The organism is Collinsella sp. AM09-41, from assembly GCF_003473245.1.
Lineage (GTDB): Bacteria > Actinomycetota > Coriobacteriia > Coriobacteriales > Coriobacteriaceae > Collinsella.
On sequence record NZ_QRMJ01000006.1, the window covers coordinates 66682 to 89338 of the forward strand.

The window sequence follows — 22657 nt, forward strand, 5'->3', positions numbered from 1 at the left end:
TTGCAGCAGAAACCCGCGCGTGTATACTCGAATACGTTTGTTCAACTACGTGCCGGCCAGGGTGGTACGGCACCTCTAGAAGAGTAAGGAATTGCACATGGATTACATCCGCGCAATCGAGCGTCAGCAGATCCGCGAGGACATTCCTCAGGTTCGCGTCGCCGACAACGTCAAGGTTCACTACCGCATTAAGGAAGGCGACCGCGAGCGCATCCAGGTCTTCCAGGGCGACGTCATCCGCATGGCCGGCGCCGGTGCCCGCGAGACCTTCACCGTCCGCAAGATGTCCTTCGGTGTCGGTGTTGAGCGTACCTTCCCGCTTCACAGCCCCAAGATCGCCAAGCTCGAGGTCGTTCGTCATGGTCGCGTCCGTCGCGCCAAGCTGTACTACCTCCGCGACAAGGTGGGCAAGGCTGCTCGCATCCCCGAGAAGCGCTAAGAAGATCGCAGCGTCTGTCCACTCGTTTGGACACAAGGGTCACCTTCGGGTGGCCCTTCTTTTTATCTGATTTGCATGCAAGGAGGGCCTGGTATGGCCAACATGACGAGCTCGGTTTCGGCATCGCAGGTTGCCGGTGAGTTGGCGAGCGCTACGTTTGAGGAGATTCCCGCCCTCGTGGAGCATTATCGCGAGGACCCACGCCAGCAGGTGATCAAGGCTTGTGAACGCGCCCTCAAACGCCATGCCAAAGAGCTTGCCGAGCGCGAGCGCGTCAATGACATGTACGAGCTTATGCATGAGCTTGGTGGCGATGGGGTGGTCGTTGGTGTCGACGAGGTGGGTCGCGGATCGGTGGCCGGCCCTTTGACGGTATGCGCCGTCTGTCTTCCTATGGAGCCGCGCGTCTGGGGTATCAACGATTCCAAAAAGCTCACGCCCGCGCGCCGCGAGTTGCTCTCAGTGAAGATTGCCGAGGTGGCGACGGCGATCGGTTTTTGCCATATCGCGCCGAAGGATATCGATGAAATGGGCATGGCCCGTGCTATCCGTACTGCCGTTGCGGGCGCCGTGGCCGATACGGGACTTGAGCCCGACTGCGTCCTCATGGATGGTAACCCCTTGGGCGCCGTTCCTAACGAGCGCGATGTGGTGAAGGGCGATGCCAAAATCGCCTGCATCGCCGCGGCGTCCATCATGGCCAAGGTCACGCGTGACGAGATGATGGTCGAGTACGACGCCGAGTATCCCGAGTACCATCTGGCCGAGTCGAAGGGCTATGCAAGCCCCGAGCATATCGAGGCCATTCGCAAACATGGACTTTGTCCACTGCACCGCGTGAGCTTTTGCGGAAACTTTCTGCAGACTGAGCGCCTTTTCTAGGTCAATTGTGGAGACAGGGACCTCTGGGGTTTTATAAACCTGCTGGTGGCGGGCCGTATGCAACACCATTGCTGCGTACGGCCCGTTTTTTGACGGCATTTGGTCAGCTTTTGGTTTGCTTCCGGTACTTACCCGCACGAAAGGTGCCCTCATCATCGGGGCAATGCAGCGTGCGGGAAAGGAGACCCCATGAGTGCCGCAAGCAAAAAGAGCAAGACGCAGCAGCTCAAGGAGCGTTGGGAAAACGGCGAGCTCGACTGCGGGGCGATGACGCCTGAGTTTATCAAGGGACTCAGTCCCCGCGAGCTGGGCATGCTGGGCGAGCTGATCACCATCGACTACTTTAACGAGCGCGGCTACACCTTGCTGGAGCAGGGTTATCGTTGCTCCGAGGGCGAGGCCGATCTGGTGCTGCTCGATGAACTCGACGATGTCGTGGTGATGGCCGAGGTCAAGACCAGACGCGTCGCACTGGATTGCAGCACGCGGGTCTTTCCCGAGGAGGCCGTGGACGCCCAAAAGCAACGCCGCTACCGCCGCATCGCAAGTTGCTATCTCATGGAGCATTATCCGCTCAAGGCGATTCGCTTCGATGCCGTGGGCGTCACCATTCGCGGCGGGCATATCGCCGAGATCGAGCACCAGTACAACGCGTTCGATTGGCAGGTGTCGTGATGGCGTTCGAGACGTTTGCCGTTCACGCGGCCTGCATCCGTGGCGTCGAGGCGATTCACGTCACGGTCGAGGTCTCGCTTGCCGGCGGCGTTCCGGGCATCCAGATGCTCGGCATTCCGAGTATGGAGGTGATGGAGTCGCGCGGGCGTATCCGGTGCGCCATGCGCTCGGCCGGCTTTGAGATCCCGCGCTCGGGCATTACCGTTAACCTGGCACCCGGCGATATCCGCAAGACCGGTAGCGGCTTTGACCTGCCCATCGCCATCGCGGTTCTAGCGGCCGATGGTCAGATTCCCCGTGACAACCTCGATCGCTGCCTTATCGCCGGCGAGCTTGGCTTGGACGGTACGGTGCTTCCTGTCAAGGGCGAGGTGGCGTTTCAGCTATTGGCTCGCGACATGGGGCTGTCTTTTATCGCCGGCAGGTCCGACCAGCATGTGCCGCTCGCGGGCGTGGATTGCGGCTTTATCGATCATTTGTCTCGGCTTGCCCATGGCATGGGCGAGGCGGCTCGGCACTATCTGGATTCCGAGGGCGTCGAGGCGACCTTTGAGCCTGAGCTCGACTATGCCGACGTGCTGGGGCAGGAAGTCGCTAAACGCGGCATGGCGCTTGCGGCGGCAGGAGAACTCGGCTTGCTCATGATCGGGTCCCCGGGATCGGGCAAGACGATGCTCGCGCGTCGTATGACCGGCATCCTGCCCGAGCTTTCCGTTGAGGATCAACAGGCGGCGCTGTGCATCCATTCGGTTTTGGGTGAGAACATTGATGGCTTGTTGGCGGGGCACCGGCCCTTCCGCAGTCCCCATCACAGTATTTCGACCGCAGGTCTTATCGGCGGTGGGCGCCCGGTGCACCCGGGTGAGATCAGCCTTGCTCATGGCGGCGTGCTCTTTTTGGACGAGCTTGCCGAGTTTCCCACGGGTGTGCTGCAGACGCTGCGTCAGCCCATCGAGCGCGGCTATGTGAGGATCGTACGCGTCGACGGGGCCTTTACCTTCCCGTCGCGCTTTCAGCTGCTGGCTGCGAGCAATCCCTGCCCCTGCGGTTTTATGGGCGATCGCGAGGTACCGTGTCGCTGCTCAGCGGCGATGGTCGAGCGCTATCGGTCTAAACTGCGCGGTCCTTTGGCCGACCGTATCGACATGATGATCGACGTGACCCGTCCCGACCCCCAAGTGATTATCGAGGGTGCGGAGGGTATGTCGTCGGCCGAGTTGCGTGACTACGTTGTGCGCGGTCGCGCCTTTCGCGCCTGGCGCGAATCCCGTATGGACGATGCGGATGCCGAGGCCGAGGATGACGAGACACGGTCCATTGACGGCGTCGTTTCGACCTTTGAGCTCGATGATGCGGCGGAGAAGTGTGTGCTCGGCCTGTCGAAGCGCACGCATCTCACGGGCCGTGGCATCGTGCGCCTGGTTCGCATTGCGCGCACGATCGCAGATGTCGCCGAGAGCGAGCATGTGACGCAGGACCACGTGCTCGAGGCGGCGATGTACCAGGGAAGGAGGGACCAATGATGGCCGAGGGAACCTTCGAGCTGCATCCAGGTGATACGTTGTATCCCGAGACCGTTTTGGAGCTTTCTGATGTACCCCAGACGCTCTATGTGCGCGGCAACCCCGAGGTGCTTTCGACGCCCGCGCTCTCCATCATCGGCGCGCGCAAGGCCTCGCCGTATGGTCTTGCCGTGGCAGAGCTTGCGTCAAAGGTAGCGGTCGAGGCGGGCGTGACGGTAGTCTCGGGCGGCGCGGTCGGTTGTGACCAGGCCTCGGGTTGGGCTGCGGTCAACGCTGGCGGTAAACACGTCGTGGTGCTGGGGACGGGCGCCGACGTGGTCTACCCGCGTTCGAGCGCGGGGCTTATTACGCGCACACTCGATACGGGTGGCGCGGTCGTGTCGATCTCTCCGTGGGGCATGGGTCCGCGCAAGTTTGCCTTTCCGCGCCGCAATCGCGTAATCGCGGCCTTGTCGCAAGCCCTCTTTGTATCCGAGGCGGGTATGCCTTCCGGGACGTTTTCTACAGCCGAGGCTGCTATGGATTTGGGGCGAGAACTTCTTGCCGTGCCGGGGTCGATCCTATCGCCCGAGTCGCGTGGCACGAATTACCTCATTGCGAACGGTGCCTGCTGCATCATCGACGAGGAATCTATCGAGATGGCTATTTCACGCATCTACGGCACCCTGCGCTACTCGCGCCCCGATGCTCCCGGCATTGCCGACCTGGATCAAACACAGCAGACCGTGATGCATGCACTCATCGCCTCTCCGCTCAAGGTCGACGACATCGCGGCACTCGTCTCGCTCGATGCCGTTGGCGTACTTAAGCTCCTGGGTTCGCTTGAGCTCGAGGGCCTTATCGAGCGCATGATGGATGGAAGGTATGCGCCCTCCAAGTTTGCTCTTCACGCCCAGACACCCTTCGGTCACAATGGAAAACATGTCAATTAGAAAGGTGTTTGCAGATGCTGTTTGATCAGGTGACGGTTATCGGTGGCGGTCTGGCGGGTTCGGAGTGCGCGATTCAGCTGGCGGATCGCGGGTTTTCCGTAAAGCTGTGCGAGATGCGCCCCCAGGTGAGCTCCCCGGCCCACCATACCGATCACCTGGCAGAGCTCGTCTGTTCCAATTCGTTTAAGTCGACCCGTCTGGATTCCGCGGCTGGTTTGCTGAAGGCCGAGCTTGAGCGCATGGGTTCGGTCCTGCTCGATTGCGCCCATCGCGCGGCTGTTCCCGCCGGTGGCGCCTTGGCGGTCGACCGCGTCAAGTTTTCCGAGCTTGTCGAGGACGAGGTTGCCGCCCGTCCCAATATCGAGATCGTTCACGGCGAGGTCACGCAGATTCCCGAAGGTCACGTGGTCATTGCCGCCGGCCCCTTGTGCTCGCCGGCGTTGAGCGAAGAGGTCATGAAGCTCGTCGGTGGCGACGCCCTTGCGTTCTTCGATGCCGCGGCGCCGATCGTCGATGCCTCCACGCTCGATATGGACGTGCTGTTCTCGCAGTCGCGCTACGAGGAGCAGGGGAGCGGCGACTATCTCAACGCTCCGCTCAACAAGGAAGAGTACGAGGCCTTTATCGAGGCGCTTACCACGGCCGACCGCGTGGTGCTCAAGGACTTTGAGGGCGGCGATCTGTTCCAGGCCTGCCAGCCTGCCGAGGAAGTTGCGCGCACCGGCAAGGACGCCATTCGCTTTGGCGCCATGAAGCCCGTCGGCCTCACCGACCCGCGAACCGGTCGTCGTCCCTGGGCGGCGATTCAGCTGCGTGCCGAGAACAAGGAGAAGACCGCCTATAACCTGGTGGGCTTCCAGACCAACCTGACCTTTGGCGAACAGAAGCGCGTCTTCCATATGGTGCCGGGCCTGGAGAACGCTGAGTTCTTCCGCTACGGTGTCATGCACCGCAATACCTTTGTCGATGCGCCGCACGTGCTCGATGGCACCTTTGCCGTGCCTGGTACCGGCGTGCGCCTGGCCGGTCAGATCACCGGCACCGAGGGGTACATGGAAGCCGTGGCGACAGGTCTGCTCGCGGCACTCAACACCTATGCCGAGGCTGTCGGGGCCGCTCCCGTCGAGCTGCCGCGCGTGGGTGCTTTGGGCGCGCTCGTGGGCTATGCGACCGATCCTGCCACCGTGGGCTATCAGCCTATGCATGTCAACTTTGGCCTGGTGCCGCCACTCGAGGATGGTAAGCGCTGCAGCAAGCGCGACCGCTACCAGGCCTATGCGGACCGTGCGCTCGAGGCCCTTGATGCCTATCTGGCCACTCGCCCCGATCTGTTTGGAGGCGACCGGTCATAGCCTTTGACCTGTACGACACCGTCGACTCGTTTATCGCCTATATCGCACGTGTCGAGGGGCTTTCTCCCAATACGGTGACGGCCTATGGCTCGAGGCTGGAGCGCTTTGCTGCCTGGTGCGAGCGCGAGGATATCGATGCTTTCGCTGCCGACGTGCGCACCATTCGTCGCTATCTTGCCGAGCTTTCGCGTGAGCGGGTGGCTCCCCGAACGCTTGCGGCGCATCTGTCGGCTATCCGATCGCTCTATCGATGGATGGCTGCCGAGGGGGTCGTGGAGGGCGATGTGGTCTCGGCAATTTCCTCGCCCAAGCTCCCGCGCGATCTACCCGGTGTGCTGACGACCCAACAGGTGGAGGCGCTGCTCAAGACGCCTGATACCTCAACACCCGCGGGACTGCGCGATGCGGCGATGCTCGAGCTGCTCTATGCCTCGGGCGCCCGTATCTCTGAGCTCGCAGCACTCAATGTGGAGTCCATTGCGTGGTCCGAACGCACGCTGCGCCTGTGGGGCAAGGGGAGCAAAGAACGTATCGTCCCTCTGTATCGTCGTGCGCTCGAGACGACGCGTCTCTATATTGAGGAGGGGCGGCCGGAGTTGCTCGCTCAGGCAAAGCGCCGTGACCCCGCTACCGGGCCGCATCCTCTGCTTATATCGGCGCGCGGTAATCGCATGAGTGCCGCCATGCTCAGGCGGCGGTTTCATATGCTGGCGACGCTCGCCGGCATTCCGGCCGACATCGCCCCGCATGCGATGCGCCATACCTTTGCGACCGACTTGCTCGAGGGCGGCGCGGACCTGCGCTCGGTTCAAGAGCTGCTGGGTCATGCGAGCCTGTCCACGACGCAGATCTACACGCATCTCACGCCCGATCGGCTCAAACGTGCCGTGGCTCAAGCCCATCCCCGAGGCGAATAGTGGCTGGGACGTCCCGCGCCGCGCTCAGGTGTGTGGTTTTGATTGCGGGTTGGCAGGAAGATGCATTCCTGCTATCATTCATCGGGTTGCTTCACGGCAACAGGTTTTTATCACGCACGCGCGGCTACTTCATACCGTGGTGCCCGGGCTTTGGTAGCACATGTCCGGGTTGGTTTTGGAGGATGACCCCGCGCGGAGGCAAACCACAGGAGGTTTAACATGGCTACCAAGATTAATATCCGCACCCTGCTCGAGGCCGGCTGCCACTTCGGTCACCAGACCCGTCGCTGGAACCCCAAGATGAAGCCGTTCATCTTCGGTGAGCGCAACGGCATCTACATCCTCGACCTCAAGCAGACCATCCTCGACGCCGATCAGGCCTACACCTTCGTCAAGAACGTCGCCAAGGGCGGCAATGTGCTATTCGTCGGCACCAAGAAGCAGGCTCAGGAGGCCGTCAAGAACGCTGCTGAGCGCGCCAACATGCCTTACATCAACCAGCGTTGGCTCGGCGGTATGCTGACCAACTTCGTCACCATCCGCTCCCGCATCAACCGCATGGAGGAGCTCGAGGCCATGGTCGAGGACGGCCGCATGGCAGTGCTCCCCAAGAAGGAGCAGGCTGTGCTCGGCAAGGAGCTCACCAAGCTCCAGACCAACCTCGGTGGTGCCCGCGACATGAAGGGTCTGCCCCAGGCTCTCTTCGTCATCGACACCAAGCGCGAGGAGAACGCCATCAAGGAGGCTCAGCGCCTGAACATCCCCGTCGTCGCTCTGATCGACACCAACTCCGATCCCGACGAGGTCGAGTACGGCATCCCCTGCAACGATGACGCTATCTCCGCTGTTACCCTTATGTGCGAGCTCATGGCTGACGCCTGCCTCGCTGGCTCCGGCAAGGAGCAGGTCTCCGAGGCCGAGATGGCCGCTGAGCCCAAGGCCGAGTAAATCAGTCTTAGTTAATTCTTTTTCATCTCTTTGAAAGGAACCACAATGGCCCAGATTACCGCCGCTATGGTCAAGCAGCTCCGCGAGATGACCGACTCCCCGATGATGGAGTGCAAGAAGGCTCTCGTCGAGGCTGACGGCGACATGGACGCCGCTGTCGACGTTCTGCGTAAGAACGGCCTTGCCAAGGCTGCCAAGAAGGCTGGCCGTGAGACCAACGAGGGCGCTGTCGCCGCGTTCGTCTCCGAGGATGGCAAGACCGGCGCTCTGCTCGAGCTCTCCTGCGAGACCGACTTCGTTGGCTCCAACGCCAAGTTCACCGGCTTTGCTTCCAAGGTCGCCGAGGTTGTCGCTACCACCGAGCCTGCTGACGTCGACGCTCTGCTCGAGAAGCCGATGGGCGAGGAGACCGTTTCCTCTGAGCTCACCGAGATGATTCACATCATGGGCGAGAACATGAAGATCTCCCGCTTTGCCGCCCGCAAGGCCGAGAACGGCGCGCTCGCTTCTTACATCCACATGGGTGGTAAGATCGGCGTTCTCGTCGAGTTCGCCTTCGAGAAGGCCGAGACCGCTCAGGCTGAGTCCTTCAAGACCTTCGCTCACGACGTTGCCCTTCAGGTTGCCGCCGTCGCCCCGATCTGCGCCACCCGCGATCAGGTTCCGGCCGAGACCGTCGAGCACGAGAAGCAGATCTACATGGCTCAGGCTGCCGAGTCCGGCAAGCCCGAGGCCATTCAGGAGAAGATGGCTGTCGGCCGTCTGGAGAAGTTCTACAAGCAGTCCGTGCTCACCGAGCAGGAGTTCATCAAGGACAGCTCCCTCACCATCAAGAAGTACGCTGAGCAGGTCTCCAAGGAGCTCGGCGACACCATTACCGTCGTTGCCTTTGACCGTCTGGTCCGTGGCGAGTAAATAAGCTCTTGTAGCTGGTAATGAGCAGGCTGTGGGTTTTACTCACAGCCTGCTTTTTCATGGCTCTTCTTAGAGCCTTTGATAGAATGTTGAGAGTTCAATCTAAAGGAGGATCGCTTTGTCCGACATCCGATATAAACGCGTGCTTCTGAAGCTTTCTGGCGAAGCACTGATGGGCGACGGCCACTATGGCATCGACCCCAAGGTTACCGACCATCTTGCCAAACAGGTCAAGGAGCTGCTCGCCGTTGGCCATGAGGTCGGCGTCGTTGTCGGCGGCGGCAATATTTTCCGCGGCATGGCCGGCGCTGCCGGTGGCATGGAGCGTGCTCAGGCCGACTACATGGGCATGCTGGCAACCGTTATGAACGCGCTTGCCCTGCAGGATGCCTTCGAGCATAACGATGTTCCCTGCCGCGTGATGAGCGCTATCCAGATGAACGAGATCTGCGAGCCCTATATTCGTCGCCGCGCTATCAACCATCTGTCCAAGGGCAACGTCGTCATCTTCGCTGCCGGTTCGGGCAATCCGTACTTTACGACCGACACCGCCGCGGCTCTTCGTGCGTGCGAGATTGGCGCCGAGATTCTGATTAAAGCCACCAAGGTTGACGGCATCTACGACAAGGATCCCGTCAAGTGCGCCGATGCCGTCCGTTTTGACAAGATTACCTATCACGAGGTTCTCGTCCGCGGTCTGCAGGTTATGGATTCCACGGCTACGGCACTGTGTCAGGATAACCGTATGCCGATTTTGGTCCTCAACATCGATGGCGAGGACACCGTCAAGCGCGCGCTTTCGGGTGAGCCCGTCGGCACGCTCGTCTATCAGGAGGATTAAGCATGGCAGAGAACATCACCGCCCATATGGACAAGTCGCTCGAGTCCCTCAAGCATAACTTCTCCAAGGTTCGTACCGGCCGCGCCAACGCCAACATTCTGTCCGACATCACCGTTGATTATTACGGTGTCCCCACGCCGGTCACGCAGGTTGCCGCCGTCAAGACCCCCGAGGCTCACATGCTGCTCATCGAGCCGTGGGACAAGGCGCTCATCAACGCTATCGTCAAGGCCATCGGCGCTTCCGATCTGGGCATTACCCCCAACTCCGATGGCACCGTCGTTCGTCTGCCGTTCCCGGCCCCCACTGAGGAGCGCCGTCGCGAGCTCGTCAAGGAGTGCCGCGAGTACGCCGAGCAGGCCAAGGTGTCTATCCGTAACATCCGTCGCGACTTCAACAATAAGCTCGAGCGCGATGAGGAGCTCACCGAGGACGATGTCCGTCGCGAGCAGGCCAAGGTCCAGAAGCACACCGATGAGTATGTCGCCAAGGTGGAGGAGCTTCTGAAGGAAAAAGAAGCCGAGGTCATGGAGATCTAAGGTGCAATACGACGAGCATAAACTGGTCGAGTACTTTGCCGACGCCCCTGCGGGCGTCGGTTTTTCCGACCTTGACCTCAATAAGATTCCGCACCATATCTCGTGCATCATGGACGGCAACGGTCGTTGGGCTACGTCGCGCGGTCTTGCGCGCACCGAGGGTCATAAGGCAGGTATCGTCTCGCTGCGCGAGATCATTACCGCCTGCGTGCGCCTAGGCGTCGACGTGCTTTCTGCCTATGCGTTTTCTACCGAAAACTGGAACCGTCCGCAGCATGAGGTCAACGTTTTGATGCATCTGTTTGCCAAGACGTTTATCGACGAGCTGCCGCTTCTGAAGCGCGAGAACGTTCGCGTTGTCTTTTTGGGCGATATTTCCGCGCTGCCCAAGAAGACCCGCGATGTCTTTGAGCGCGGCCTTGCCGAATGCGCCGACCATACCGGTATGACGCTGGCGCTGGCCGTTAACTACGGTGCCCGTGCTGAGATCACCCGCGCTGTCCGCCAGATCGCACTTGATGCCGCCGCTGGAAAGATCGATCTTGCCGCTATCGACGATGATATGGTTGCTTCGCACCTGTACACCGCCGGTCTTCCCGATCCGGAGCTCGTGATTCGCACTTCTGGCGAGCTGCGCCTTTCGAACTATCTGCTGTGGCAGGTGGCTTATTCCGAATTCTACGTCACCGATACCTATTGGCCCGACTTTGATCGTTGGGGCCTTGTCGACGCCATTTTGGCCTATCAGGGCCGTGACCGTAGGTTTGGTGGACTGAGTAAGACCGAGGAGGCTTAATCGTGTCCGATCGTCCCAAGGCATCTGCTCCCAAGACGCCAGTTTCCGCGGCGCCTGCGCGCAAGGCTGCCGCTGCGGGAGCACCTGCAGCAAAGAGCGGCACCGGTTCGTGGCTGGCGGGCTTTATCACCCGTGCCGCCGCCGGTATCGTCTACGCCGTTGTCTTTATCCTGTGCCTGGTTTTGGGTATCGTGCCCACGGCCATCTTTGTTTCTGTCATGAGCGGTCTGTGCTGCTATGAGTTTTTCCGTATGACGAGGCTCGATGGCAAGATGGCTAACGAGCGCATGGGTATCGCTGCCGCCGTACTCTTTCCGCTGTCGGCGTTGGGCGATTCGATGTTGCTGAATGCCCTGCTTTTTGCCCTGATGCTCGCTGTGGGCATTTGGTATGTTTGGTCGCCGCGTACCCGCATCTCTGATGTGGCCGTGACGCTCATGGGTCCCATCTACACTGGCTTTATGCTGTCGGCTATCGTGCTGCTGCGCGATGCCGTGCCCGGTTTTGCCGGCGCCCTGCTTTCAGTGGGCGTTTGCGCGTCCCTTTGGGTCTCCGATTCGTTTGCCTACATCGTGGGCAGCCGTATCGGCAAGCACAAGATGGTTCCCAAGATCTCTCCCAAAAAGAGCTGGGAGGGGTTTGCCGGCGGCATCTTGGGCTCGGTTTTGATTTGGCTCATCCTGTGGGCGACGCACTTCTACAAGCTCAGCCTGCCCTATGCGCTGCTGTGCGGCGTGGTCGTGTCCATTCTGGGCGTTATCGGCGACCTTATCGAGTCGCGCATCAAGCGCGGTGTGGGCGTCAAAGATTCCGGCAACCTTATCCCGGGCCATGGCGGCATGCTCGACCGTAGCGATTCGCTTATCTTTGGCTGCATTACCGCGCAGCTGCTTTTGATGATCGGAGGCGTGCTGTAATGTCATTCCAGACGACGTATGGCCCCGATGGACGCCTTCGTGTTGCCATCCTGGGCTGTACAGGCTCTATCGGCACCCAGGCGCTCGATGTGTGCCGCCAGCATGCCGATCGCCTGCAGGTGACGGCGCTGTCCGTTAACTCCAGTACCTCCGAGCTCGTTGCCGCTGCCCGCGAGTTCTCGGTTCCGGCGGTTGCCGTGGCCGATGTCGCTCATGGCGATGACGCCGTGCTGCAGGAGTTGCCCGAGGGAACGAAGCTCGGCGTTGGCGCGCAGGCGGTTTGCGAGCTCGCACGTCGCGACGATGTCGACTGCGTGCTCGTCGCTATTGTGGGCGCCGCCGGTCTCGAGGCGAGCCATGCGGCCTTGATCTCGAATAAGCGCCTTGCCCTTGCCAACAAGGAGTCCCTCGTTGTCGGTGGCGACTTGCTTATGCCGTTGGCGCAACCGGGCCAGCTTATTCCGGTCGACTCTGAGCATTCCGCCATCTACCAGTGCTATCTGGGGGAGAACCCGCGCGAGGCTCATTGTATTTGGCTCACCTGCTCGGGCGGTCCGTTCTTTGGCCGCACGCGTGACGAGCTCGATCGCGTGACGCGTGCCGATGCCCTCGCACATCCCACGTGGGCCATGGGTGCCAAGATCACCATCGACTCCGCCACCCTCATGAACAAGGGCCTGGAGCGCATTGAGGCCATGCATCTGTTTAACTGCGACCTCGATTTCATTAACGTGGTCGTGCAGCGTCAGTCCAAGATTCACTCTATGGTCGAGTTCGCCGACGGCTCCGTGATGGCGCATCTCGGTGCATCCGACATGCGTATTCCCATCCAGTTCGCGTTCTCGTATCCCGAGCGTTGGGATACTCCGGCGCCTCGTATCGATTTCCGCGAGCTGGGGCAGCTCACGTTTGATGCTGCCGACATGGATACCTTCCGCTGTCTGGCACTGGCCGAGCGTGCCGGCAAGACGGGTGGCACCATGCCGTGCGTGCTCAATGCCGCCAACGAGGTCGCCGTCGATGCCTTCCTGCACGATGGCTGCAGCTTTACCGATATCGATCGCATTGTGGAATCCTGCATGGACGCCCACGATATGCAGGTGGTCGATTCGTTTGAGCAGCTTCGCGACATCGATGCGTGGGCGCGTGAAAAGGCTGCGCAGGTGCTCGCCGCAACCCGTTCCTAACCCATAAGGATTGCTTTTTCGTTTTATGGATACTGTTCTGAGCGTTCTCTCATCGGTCTTTTGGGGCCTGCTGATGCTTTCCGTCCTCGTGTTTTTGCACGAGGGCGGCCACTTTTTGGCGGCGCGCGCCTGCGGCGTCCGTGTGACCGAGTTCTTTTTGGGTCTGCCGTGCCGCTTTGACATCCATTACACGTCGCGTCGCATTGGAACCAAGTTTGGCGTGACCCCGCTGCTGCTGGGTGGCTACGCTGCCATCTGCGGTATGGATCCGACCGATGTTTCGTGCGCCGACCGCGTGCTCGCGGCTATCTATCGTCATGGTCGCGTGACCGTGGCCGACCTTGCTGTCGAGCTCGAGCTTTCCGAGGAGGATGTGCTCGAGGCATGCGCCCTGTTGCTTGGCTGGGGCTCCATCGCGCCCTGGTATGAGGAAGGGGAGAAGCCCTCGCCGAGCTACTATCCCACCAAATATCAGACGTTGCCGCGAGACAAGGCAGGCTATACCACCTTTGATGGTCGCCGTTTCGATCGCGAACATGCGACTGCCGAGGGCGATGTGTGGGAACTGCCGTGCGGCGAGGCCGAGTTCCTTGCGCAAGAGCGCTCGCACACCTATCTTGGCCAAGGCTTTCTCAAGCGCGCCTTTATGCTGCTCGCGGGCATTATCGTCAATATCTTGACGGGTTTTTTGCTCCTTATGAGCATCTATTCCATTGCGGGTGTCACCGTGCCGATGGATACCAATGTGATTGGCCAGGTTGACGAAGGCTCGATTGCCGCCAAGGCGGGTATCGAGGGCGGTGACGCGATCCTTTCGGTTGACGGAGTATCGTGCTCTACCTGGATGGATGTTTACGATGCCATCGGCAAGGCTGCCGGTAAGGACGATATCGCCATTGAGTACGAGCGTGACGGCAAGCAGCATTCGACCACGGTTGCGCTCAAAGAGGACGATCGCCTAGGTGTGTATGCCTCTACGCAGGTGGTCCGTTTAGACCCCATCACGTCGGCTCGCCTGTCGTTCTCCTATGTTGTGCAGACAGCGGAGGGCGTGATGCGCCTGCTCCAGCCGCAGCATACGATGGAGATTCTCGATCAGTCCTCTTCGATCGTGGGTATTAGCGTTATGTCCTCACAGGCTGCTGCTGCCGGCCCTGCCACGTTCCTTTCGTTTGCCGCCCTCATTTCATTCTCGCTTGGCTTTATGAACCTGCTGCCCATCCCGCCACTCGATGGCGGCAAGCTAGTCATCGAGATCATTCAGAAGATTGCGGGCCGCGAGCTTCCGCTCAAGGTCCAGACGATTGTGAGCTATGTGGGCATCGCGCTCTTTGCGCTCCTGTTTGTCTATATGCTTCGTTCCGACATCCTTCGATTTATTTTGTAGGGGAGTGTTTGGATTGTCTTTATCCCATCCTTTGCCTCGCGAGCTGACGCGCCCCGTGCATGTGGGCGGCGTGCAGATCGGTGGCGGCGCGCCGGTGGTGGTCCAATCTATGACCTGCACCGATACCGCTGATGCCCAGGCAACGCTTGCGCAAGTGTGCGCGTTGGCGCAGGCTGGCTGCGATATCGTGCGCGTGAGCGTGCCCTCCGAGGCCGCGCTTGAGGGCTTCCGCACCATCTGTGCCGAGTCTCCGGTGCCCATTGTCGCCGATATCCACTTTAACCATAAGCTCGCCATTGGTGCCGTTGAGGCCGGTGCCGCCAAGCTGCGCATCAATCCCGGCAATATCGGCGATTGGGCCAAGGTTGACGCGGTGATCGATGCTGCGGGTGCCGCGGGCTGTGCGATTCGCATTGGCGTGAACGCGGGCTCGCTTGAGCAAGATATTGCCGAGCGCGACGACCTCACGCAGCCCGAAAAGCTCGTGATGTCGAGCGAGCGCTTCGTCAAGCACTTTGAGGATCGCGGCTTTACGAACATTGTGCTTTCGGCCAAGGCCCATAGCGTGCAAACGACGCTCGATACCTATCGAGCCCTGTCACGTGAGATTCCCCACGTTCCGCTTCACCTGGGCGTGACGGAGGCGGGGACCAAGCTTCAGGGCACCATCAAGAGCTCTGTAGGCTTGGGTATCTTGCTTTCCGAAGGCATCGGCGACACCATGCGTGTGTCGCTCACGGCCGATCCGGTTGAGGAGCCGCCGGTCGCCTGGGGAATTCTACAGTCGCTGGGCCTGCGTCGCCGTGGTCCCGAGATTGTCTCGTGCCCCACGTGCGCCCGCTGCCAGGTTAACCTCATTCCCATCGCCGAGGAGGTCACCGAGCGGCTTAAGAACTATTCCGCGCCGCTTTCGATTGCCGTCATGGGATGTGCCGTTAATGGCCCCGGTGAGGCTTCTGATGCCGACCTGGGCGTTGCTTGCGGACGTGGTCAGGCCTTGCTCTTTTCGCATGGCCAGATCATTGGTAAAGTAGCTGAGGACCAAATTGTCGACGCGCTTATGGCAGAGGTCGACAAGCTTATTGAGGAGAAATAAATGACCCGAGCAATGTATATGTCTAAGCTCTATGCGCCGACGCTTAAAGAGGATCCGGCGGACGCTGAGCTCGCCAGCCACCGCCTGCTGCTCCGTGCCGGCATGATCCGCAAGGAGGCCGCCGGTCTGTATTCCTACCTGCCGCTCGCATGGCGCTCGATTCGCAAGATTGAGAACATCGTGCGCGACGAGATGGACGCCGCCGGCGCCCAGGAGCTTATGATGCCCATTATGGTCGACGCCGAGTTGTGGCGTGAGTCCGGCCGTATCGATGCCTATGGCAAGGAGCTTGTGCGCTTTGACGACCGTCATGGTCGCGAGTTCGTGCTGGGCCCCACGCACGAGGAGACCGTCACGGCCCTGGTGCGCAACGAGCTGCGCTCCTATAAGCAGCTGCCAGTGAACCTCTATCACATCCAGGATAAGTTCCGCGACGAGTTCCGTCCCCGTTTTGGCCTGATGCGCGGTCGCGAGTTCATCATGAAGGATGCCTACAGCTTCTCCGCCACGCAGGAGAGCTTGCAGGAGGAGTATGACAAGATGAAGCAGGCCTACGCTAACATTTGCGAGCGCTGCTACATCAAGGCCTTGCCCGTCGTTGCCGACTCCGGCGAGATCGGTGGCGATACCTCCGTCGAGTACATGGCTTTGGCCGACGCCGGCGAGGCTTCTCTCGTCTATTGCGATGACTGCGGTTTTGCCGCCGATGATGAGGCTGCAAGCACCAAGGTCGTCGTGACTGAGGGTCCCGGTGACGGTACGCTTACCAAGGTCGAGACTCCGGGCATGGGCACCATTGAGGCCGTTGCTAAGTTCTTTGGGTTCCCCGAGAACGGCACGCGCAAGTCCCTGGCGCTCATCGATGCCGAGGGCAAGCCTGTCGTGGCCATCGTCCCGGGCGATCATGAGCTCAACGACTGCAAGGCCGAGCATGTCTTTGGCAAGGGTTATCGCATGATGACGGACGAGGAGCTTCAGACCTACGGTCTGCACAAGGGCTTTATCGGACCGGTTAACTTGCCCGAGGGCATCCGTCTGGTGTGCGACGAGAGCCTGCGCGAGTCCAAGCAGTGGGCCTGCGGTGCCAACGAGGTCGATTATCACTTTACCGGTGCCTGCCCCGAGCGCGACTTTACCGTCGATGAGTGGGCAGATCTGGTCACCGTCGTTGCCGGCGATCCCTGCCCGCACTGCGGCAAGCCGCTCTCTGCTGCCCGCGGCATCGAGGTCTCTCAGGTGTTCCAGCTGGGCACCAAGTACTCCGAGGCCATGGGTGCCACCTTTATGGACGAGGACGGCAAGGAGAAGCCGCTTATCATGGGTTGCTACGGCGTGGGCGTGTCCCGCTCGCTTGCTGCCGTCGTGGAGCAGCACAACGACGAGCACGGTATCGTCTGGCCGGTTTCCGTTGCCCCGTACGAGGTCGCTGTGATTCCGCTCGATTCCAAGAAGGAGGAGTGCGCAACCGTCTGCGACCAAATCGTCGAGGGCTTGTGCGCCGAGGGTATCGAGGTCGTCGTCGACGACCGTGACGAGCGTCCCGGCTTTAAGTTTGCCGATAACGACCTTATGGGATTCCCGTATCAGGTGGTGCTTGGCAAGCGTGGCCTTAAGAATGGCACCGTTGAGCTCAAGGACCGTGCCACGGGCGAGCGCGAGGACGTGGCGATTGACGAGGTCGTCGCCAAGGTTGCCGAGCTTGTTAAGGCGGCCCGCCGTTAATCGACGTTTCTGCTATTAGATGTAATTGCGGGACTGCTCCGTATCTCTCTTAGGAAGAGATGCGGAGCAGTCTATTTTGTTGCGTGAATAAACTCGATGGGTAAAGGAAAACCCCACAGCCCATATGAGCTGCGGGGTTTTCTTGTGCCTCCGATGCGAAATAAATCGCTCAGATATTACTGATAATCGACGACGTCGATCCAGTTCTTCAGGAACTCATCGTTCACGTTGCGCTTACGAGCGAGCTCGGAAGCGGCGACGATGCTCGTCCACTGACGCACGACCTGCATGGGCATGTCGGCGCGGTCGCAGTAGAGCTCCAGGTAGGCCTCGGCCTGATCCTTGCTGTTGAGGGCGAAGAGCAGGTAGGTGGTGGCAACGTCGGCAGCAGGGGAGCCCTGGGTGGCGTGTGCCCAGTCGCACACATAGAGCTGGCCGTCGTCGCCGACGATGACGTTGGAGGGGTTGAAGTCGCCGTGGCAGACCTTGAACTCCTTGGTCATGCCGTCCAGACGCTCCTGAAGGTTGTAGCGCGTGGTGGCATTGAGCTGATCAAGGCTGTCGATCATGCGGGCGAACTTGTCGCGCTGACGGTTGAGCAGCGGGGAGGTGTAGCCGTGGATCTCGATTTGGAGGTCGACGAACATCTCGAGATACTCACCAAAGCGCTGGGGCTCGGCAGTCATCTTCTCGGCAAGGGTGGTGCCCGGAACCTTCTCGGTCACGAGCGCCCAGCCGTTGGCGTTCTCGAGCTGGGAAACCTCGAGAGCCTTGGGGCTGCGGATGCCGCACTCATTGATGCGGGCAAGATTCAAAGCCTCGTTGAACACGTCGGAGACAGGCTTGGTCTCGTTAAAGACCTTGACAATCTTGTCGCCCAGGTCGTAAACGACCTTGTTGCCACGGCGGACGAGCTCGGTCTTGGAATCGGGTAGCAGCATGGTTGCATCCTTTCAACGATGCGATAGAAGCGACGGCGGGGGTGTGTGAAACACCCGTGCACCCCCGCCGTTAAAAACCGTGCTAAAACTAGCAGACGGCGTAGTCCTGAGGCTCGCGGCCGTAGTAGGCGTCCAGGTAGAGCTCCTTGATCTCGCTCATGAGCGGGTAGCGCGGGTTAGCGCCGGTGCACTGGTCGTTGAATGCCTGCTCGGTCATCTCGTCGAGGGTGTCGAGGAAGTACTGCTCGTCAACACCGTAGTCGGCGATGGTCTTCTTGACACCGATGAAGTCCTTGAGCTCCTCGAGCTTCGTGATGAAGTTCTCGAAGACCTCCTTGTCGTCCTTGCCCTCGATGCCGCAGTACTTGGCCATCTCGGCGTAGTTGTGCAGCGCGTTGGGGTAAGGATACTGGGAGAACGTGCCCATCTTGACGGGAGCCTCGGCGGCGTTGTAGCGCATAACGCGGGTCAGGATGACGGCGTTGGCGAGGCCGTGGGGCAGGTGATGGAAGGCGCCGAGCTTGTGAGCCATGGAGTGGTTGAGGCCCAGGAAGGCGTTGGCGAAGGCCATGCCGGCCATGCAGGAGGCGTTGTGCATCTCCTCGCGGGCGTGCGGGTCCTTGGCGCCGTTCGTGAAGCTGGAGGGCAGGTTCTCGAAGACGAGCTTAGCAGCGCGCTCGGAGAGGCCCTTGGTGTAGTCGGAAGCCATGATGGAGACGTAGGACTCGATGGCGTGGGTCATGACGTCGATGCCGGAGGCAGCGGTCAGGCCGCGCGGGGCGGTCATGCAGTTGTCGGCGTCGACGATAGCCATGTTGGGGAGCAGCGCGTAGTCGGCGAGCGGCCACTTGATGCCGGTCTCCTTGTCGGTGATGATGGCGAACGGCGTGCACTCGGAGCCGGTACCCGAAGAGGTCGGGACGGCGACGAAGTAGGCCTTCTTGCCCATCTCGGGGAAAGTGAAGATACGCTTGCGGATGTCCATGAAGTCCATGGCCATGTCCTCAAACTTGCACTCGGGGTGCTCGTACATCATCCACATGATCTTGCCGGCGTCCATAGCGGAGCCACCGCCGACGGCGATGATGACGTCCGGCTCAAAGAGAGCCATCTGCTTGGCGCCGCGACGTGCGCACTGCAGCGACGGATCGGGCTCGACGTCGTAGAAGCAGTCGTGGGCGATGCCCATCTCGTCGAGCTTGGCCTCGATGGCGCGGGTGTTGCCATTCTTGAAGAGGAACTGGTCGGTGACGATGAAGGCGCGCTTCTTGCCCATGACGGTACCGAGCTCGTCGAGAGCGACGGGCGTGGAACCCTTCTTGAAGTAGACCTTCTCAGGAGCGCGGAACCACAGCATGTTCTCACGGCGCTCGGCCACAGTCTTAACGTTGATCAAGTGCTTCACCCCAACGTTCTCGGAGACGGAGTTGCCGCCCCAGGAGCCGCAGCCCAGGGTCAGAGACGGCTTCATGCCAAAGTTGTACAGATCACCGATGCCGCCGTGCGAGGACGGGGTGTTGATGACGATACGGCAGGCCTTCATGACGTGCTCGAACAGGCTGATCTTCTCGGCCTGGGCGGGGTGCACGTACAGAGAGGCGGTGTGGCCCGGGCCACCGGCGAGCACCAGGTGCTCGGCCTTGTCGACGGCCTCCTGGAAGTCCTTGGCGTGATACATGGCCAGGACCGGGGAGAGCTTCTCGTGGGAGAACTCCTCCTTGGCGGGGTCGGTGGAGGTGACCTCGGCGATCAGGATCTTGGTCTTGGCAGGAACCTCGATGCCGGCGAGCTCGGCGATCTTGGCGGCAGCCATGCCGGGAATGCGGTGATCGAGAGCGCCGTTCTTGAACATGGCGGCACGCAGGGCCTCCATCTCGGCACCCTGCTTGACGAAGTAGCAGCCGCGCTTCTGGAACTCGGCTTTGACCTGGTCATAGATGGTGTCGATGACGGTCACGGACTGCTCGGAAGCGCAGATCATGCCGTTGTCGAAGGTCTTGGAGTGGATGATGGAGTTGACGGCGAGCAGCACGTCGGCGGTGTCGTCGATGATGACCGGGGTGTTACCGGCGCCAACGCCCAGGGCGGGCTTGCCCGAGGAGTAGGCGGCCTTGACCATGCCCGGGCCACCGGTGGCGAGGATGATGTCGACGTCGCGCATGACCATGTTGGTCAGCTCGATGGAGGGGACATCGACCCAGCCGATGATGCCCTCGGGGGCGCCGGCCTTGACGGCGGCGTCAAGCACGAGCTTGGCGGCGGCGATGGTGCACTTGGCGGCTGCCGGGTGCGGGGAGATGATGATGCCGTTGCGGGTCTTCAGGCTGATCAGCGTCTTGAAGATCGCGGTGGAGGTGGGGTTGGTCGTCGGGATGACGGCGCCCACGATGCCGATGGGCTCGGCGATCTTGGTGATGCCGTAAGCCTCGTCGCGCTCCAAAACGCCACAGGTCTTGGTGTTCTTGTAAGCGTTGTAGATGTACTCTGCGGCGTAGTGGTTCTTGATGACCTTGTCCTCAAGAACGCCGCGGCCGGTCTCCTCGATGGCCATCTTCGCCAACGGGATACGAGCCTTGTTGGCGGCCATGGCGGCCTCATAGAAGATCTTGTCGACCTGCTCCTGCGTGTACGTAGCAAAAAGCGCCTGGGCCTCTCGCATCTGAGCGAGCTTAGCCTCAAGCGCCTCTACGTTGTCCACAATTGCGGGAGTAGTGTTTTCCGGTGACTTTTTCACCATTTGTGTCTCCTTGCGATCGGAGATTTACCCTACGCCTTGCATGATAGCAATAAATAATTCGGTGAGCGGTAAGATTCCTGTAAAAGGCACACTAAAACGCTTCAACAAACTGAAACGTTTCAACTAATTATCTGCCTGCTGCATCGCCCCGCTCATTGGGGACAGGCTTACATGGGTGCTTTCACTCATTTGGGACAGACATCGATTTGTCATTTTGTCGTTTTGGGCATGTTTTTGTCGTTCATTGTATATAAATAGGTCACAGGCTCAGCATTTCGCGTTGCTTCTCTCCTTTTAGGTGTTGCCTGTACAGTTTTGAAAGGAGAGATTATGCCCCGATGCGCCCGCGCCGTTTCGCTCACCGGCTATTACCACGTCTATGACCGCGGCAATTCCAAACAGATTATTTTTGAAGATGACTCCGACCGCTATCGTTTCTTATCGGACATCTCGGACAGGTTTGCTTGCCATGACGTGGCGGTGTTGGCCTGGTGCCTTATGGACAACCACTTCCATTTGATGGTTGATGACCCATTTGACAACCTTTCAAAGGCAATGCAGTGCGCGCTGACGGCCTATGCCAAGTATTTCAATGGGAAAACCGGAAGAACGGGCCACCTGTTTGATAATCGCTATTCGCGGGTCGCGGTCGAGTCGGACACGCAGGCGGTGCAGTTGCTCGATTATATCCATCTCAATCCCGTGAAAGGTGCGCTCGACTCGCTTGATGCCTACCGCTGGTCAAGCTACAAGGCATACCAGCTGGGATACGATCCCTTTGATATCTGCGATGCGGCCCCCATGCTCGATATTGTCGGGGGTTCCCGTCGCTATTGCGAGCATCTTAAGGAAGTTGCCGAGCGGATCTGGTCAGTTGAGATTCTTCCGCGTCGACGGATTCCCGACGAGGATGCCCTTGCCGTCGCACACGAGGCCCTGCCGAGCATTGATCCTGCGCTGCTCAAGGCCCTGCCACGCCCCGAACGCGATGCCTGTCTGCTAAGGCTCAGGCGGGCCCATCTTACGGTCAAGCAAATTGCCCGTATCACCGGTATCGGCGCTACAAGCGTAACCAAGGCCACCACAGGCTGGAACGAGGCGGCCTGAGGTATGGATTGGGGCCGATCGATGCACTGTGAGCTTAGGAAAGCATTCATCTAAGTCTGTCCCCAATGCGTGAAAACACTCATGTAAGTCTGTCCCCAATGAGTGCCCAATGAGTGCAAAAAGGCGCCCTCCGTGGGGGAGGACGCCTTTGGTAAGTTCTATATGAACGCGAGGTCTTTGACCCGGAGAGTCCGAGGTACTTGTTGGTAAGACCTTATTTAGGAGCGCGCAACCTTGCCAGACTTAAGGCAGGTGGAGCAAACGTTCATCTTGCGACGGTGACCATCGACGACGACGTAGACGCGCTGGATGTTGGGGCGGAACTTACGGTTGGTGACGCGGTGAGAGTGGCTGATGGAGCGACCGGCAACGGGGTGCTTACCGCAAACTTCGCAAACTTTGGACATAACTGACCCTCCTTGGGCGACAAACGAACATGTCGCGTTAACAAACAAGCCTGAACTATAGCACAGAAGTCGCTCCCTGTGCGCAATCTACACAGAGATATTCCTCTTTTGGCGATAGTGCCCACGCTACGGCCCTGGACGTAGATCCGATTTGCGTGCAGCAGAGGGGATTATGCCAGCTCGTGCGTGTGTTTTCAAGCTCGTCCCACAAATATATATAGGTTTATGGAGCGCCTGCGCACGTTTACGGATTGCTCTGTATTTATGCTCGCAATTAAGCTCGAGGTTGGCTACACTATCCCTTGGCCATTAAAGGGGTACGAGATACCCACATGGAATTACATAGCTGCCAAAGAGCAGCCTTTCCTGTGGGTGTCTGGTCCGCTTAAGCGGTCGG

The 22657-nt window shown here is 60.0% G+C and carries 21 protein-coding genes; 18 read left to right on the forward strand and 3 right to left on the reverse strand.

What is annotated here, in order from left to right; genetic code table 11:
- Positions 1-97: 97 nt before the first annotated feature.
- The 17 genes from rplS to DW112_RS07870 all read left to right on the forward strand — a co-directional run bounded on the left by rplS (position 98) and on the right by DW112_RS07870 (position 17068).
- On the forward strand, positions 98-439 hold the full coding sequence (gene rplS / locus DW112_RS07790; RefSeq protein WP_006236098.1) for a 50S ribosomal protein L19: 342 nt from the start codon (positions 98-100) through the stop codon (positions 437-439).
- Between the two features lie 93 nt (positions 440-532).
- Positions 533-1321, forward strand: coding sequence for a ribonuclease HII (locus DW112_RS07795; RefSeq protein WP_055250018.1), 789 nt, complete (start codon positions 533-535; stop codon positions 1319-1321).
- 189 nt (positions 1322-1510) lie between these two features.
- The gene (locus tag DW112_RS07800) at positions 1511-1996 is read left to right on the forward strand and encodes a YraN family protein (protein ID WP_117637238.1); all 486 of its coding nucleotides are present in this window, start codon (positions 1511-1513) and stop codon (positions 1994-1996) included.
- Positions 1996-3519, forward strand: coding sequence for a YifB family Mg chelatase-like AAA ATPase (locus DW112_RS07805; RefSeq protein WP_118328702.1), 1524 nt, complete (start codon positions 1996-1998; stop codon positions 3517-3519). Before DW112_RS07800 ends, DW112_RS07805 begins: the two co-directional genes overlap by 1 nt.
- Positions 3519-4451, forward strand: coding sequence for a DNA-processing protein DprA (locus DW112_RS07810; RefSeq protein WP_117637281.1), 933 nt, complete (start codon positions 3519-3521; stop codon positions 4449-4451). The genes DW112_RS07805 and DW112_RS07810 overlap by 1 nt, the downstream gene beginning before the upstream one ends.
- A 14-nt stretch (positions 4452-4465) precedes the next feature.
- Positions 4466-5803, forward strand: coding sequence for a methylenetetrahydrofolate--tRNA-(uracil(54)-C(5))-methyltransferase (FADH(2)-oxidizing) TrmFO (gene trmFO, locus DW112_RS07815; RefSeq protein WP_118328703.1), 1338 nt, complete (start codon positions 4466-4468; stop codon positions 5801-5803).
- An 8-nt stretch (positions 5804-5811) separates the two neighbouring features.
- Positions 5812-6720, forward strand: coding sequence for a tyrosine recombinase (locus DW112_RS07820; protein ID WP_369831357.1), 909 nt, complete (start codon positions 5812-5814; stop codon positions 6718-6720).
- A gap of 219 nt (positions 6721-6939) precedes the next feature.
- Positions 6940-7668, forward strand: coding sequence for a 30S ribosomal protein S2 (gene rpsB / locus DW112_RS07825; protein ID WP_006236109.1), 729 nt, complete (start codon positions 6940-6942; stop codon positions 7666-7668).
- 45 nt (positions 7669-7713) lie between these two features.
- Entirely contained in the window at positions 7714-8583 is an 870-nt protein-coding gene (gene tsf, locus DW112_RS07830; RefSeq protein ID WP_022094736.1) for a translation elongation factor Ts, read from the forward strand.
- A gap of 118 nt (positions 8584-8701) precedes the next feature.
- Positions 8702-9424, forward strand: coding sequence for a UMP kinase (gene pyrH, locus DW112_RS07835; protein WP_117583224.1), 723 nt, complete (start codon positions 8702-8704; stop codon positions 9422-9424).
- A gap of 2 nt (positions 9425-9426) precedes the next feature.
- Complete coding sequence (frr, locus tag DW112_RS07840; RefSeq protein WP_006236112.1) at positions 9427-9963, forward strand: ribosome recycling factor; 537 nt, start codon at positions 9427-9429, stop codon at positions 9961-9963.
- A 1-nt stretch (position 9964) separates the two neighbouring features.
- Complete coding sequence (locus tag DW112_RS07845; RefSeq protein WP_117635267.1) at positions 9965-10759, forward strand: isoprenyl transferase; 795 nt, start codon at positions 9965-9967, stop codon at positions 10757-10759.
- A 2-nt stretch (positions 10760-10761) separates the two neighbouring features.
- Positions 10762-11676, forward strand: coding sequence for a phosphatidate cytidylyltransferase (locus DW112_RS07850; protein ID WP_233502990.1), 915 nt, complete (start codon positions 10762-10764; stop codon positions 11674-11676).
- Positions 11676-12863 carry a 1-deoxy-D-xylulose-5-phosphate reductoisomerase gene (gene dxr / locus DW112_RS07855; protein ID WP_117635266.1) on the forward strand — a complete coding sequence of 396 codons (1188 nt, stop codon included), beginning with the start codon at positions 11676-11678 and terminating at the stop codon, positions 12861-12863. The genes DW112_RS07850 and dxr overlap by 1 nt, the downstream gene beginning before the upstream one ends.
- A gap of 25 nt (positions 12864-12888) precedes the next feature.
- Positions 12889-14250 (forward strand): RIP metalloprotease, encoded by a 1362-nt coding sequence (locus DW112_RS07860; RefSeq protein WP_118328704.1) that lies wholly within the window; start codon positions 12889-12891, stop codon positions 14248-14250.
- A gap of 13 nt (positions 14251-14263) precedes the next feature.
- Entirely contained in the window at positions 14264-15346 is a 1083-nt protein-coding gene (gene ispG, locus DW112_RS07865) for a flavodoxin-dependent (E)-4-hydroxy-3-methylbut-2-enyl-diphosphate synthase (protein WP_117779087.1), read from the forward strand.
- Entirely contained in the window at positions 15347-17068 is a 1722-nt protein-coding gene (locus tag DW112_RS07870) for a proline--tRNA ligase (RefSeq protein ID WP_233545894.1), read from the forward strand. It abuts the gene before it with no gap.
- Positions 17069-17244: 176 nt separating this feature from the next.
- On the opposite strand, the gene DW112_RS07875 is transcribed toward DW112_RS07870, so the two are convergent.
- A complete protein-coding gene (locus DW112_RS07875; RefSeq protein WP_006236119.1) occupies positions 17245-18009 on the reverse strand; it encodes an aminoglycoside phosphotransferase family protein in 765 nt (254 codons plus the stop codon).
- A gap of 88 nt (positions 18010-18097) precedes the next feature.
- On the reverse strand, positions 18098-20746 hold the full coding sequence (adhE, locus tag DW112_RS07880) for a bifunctional acetaldehyde-CoA/alcohol dehydrogenase (RefSeq protein WP_117758530.1): 2649 nt from the start codon (positions 20744-20746) through the stop codon (positions 18098-18100).
- Positions 20747-21076: 330 nt separating this feature from the next.
- Between adhE and DW112_RS07885 the strand changes: the two genes are divergently transcribed.
- Positions 21077-21853 (forward strand): transposase, encoded by a 777-nt coding sequence (locus DW112_RS07885; protein ID WP_118328705.1) that lies wholly within the window; start codon positions 21077-21079, stop codon positions 21851-21853.
- Between the two features lie 218 nt (positions 21854-22071).
- Here DW112_RS07885 and rpmB read toward each other — a convergent pair whose 3' ends face one another.
- The gene (gene rpmB / locus DW112_RS07890) at positions 22072-22260 is read right to left on the reverse strand and encodes a 50S ribosomal protein L28 (RefSeq protein WP_022094725.1); all 189 of its coding nucleotides are present in this window, start codon (positions 22258-22260) and stop codon (positions 22072-22074) included.
- Between the last annotated feature and the right edge of the window lie 397 nt (positions 22261-22657).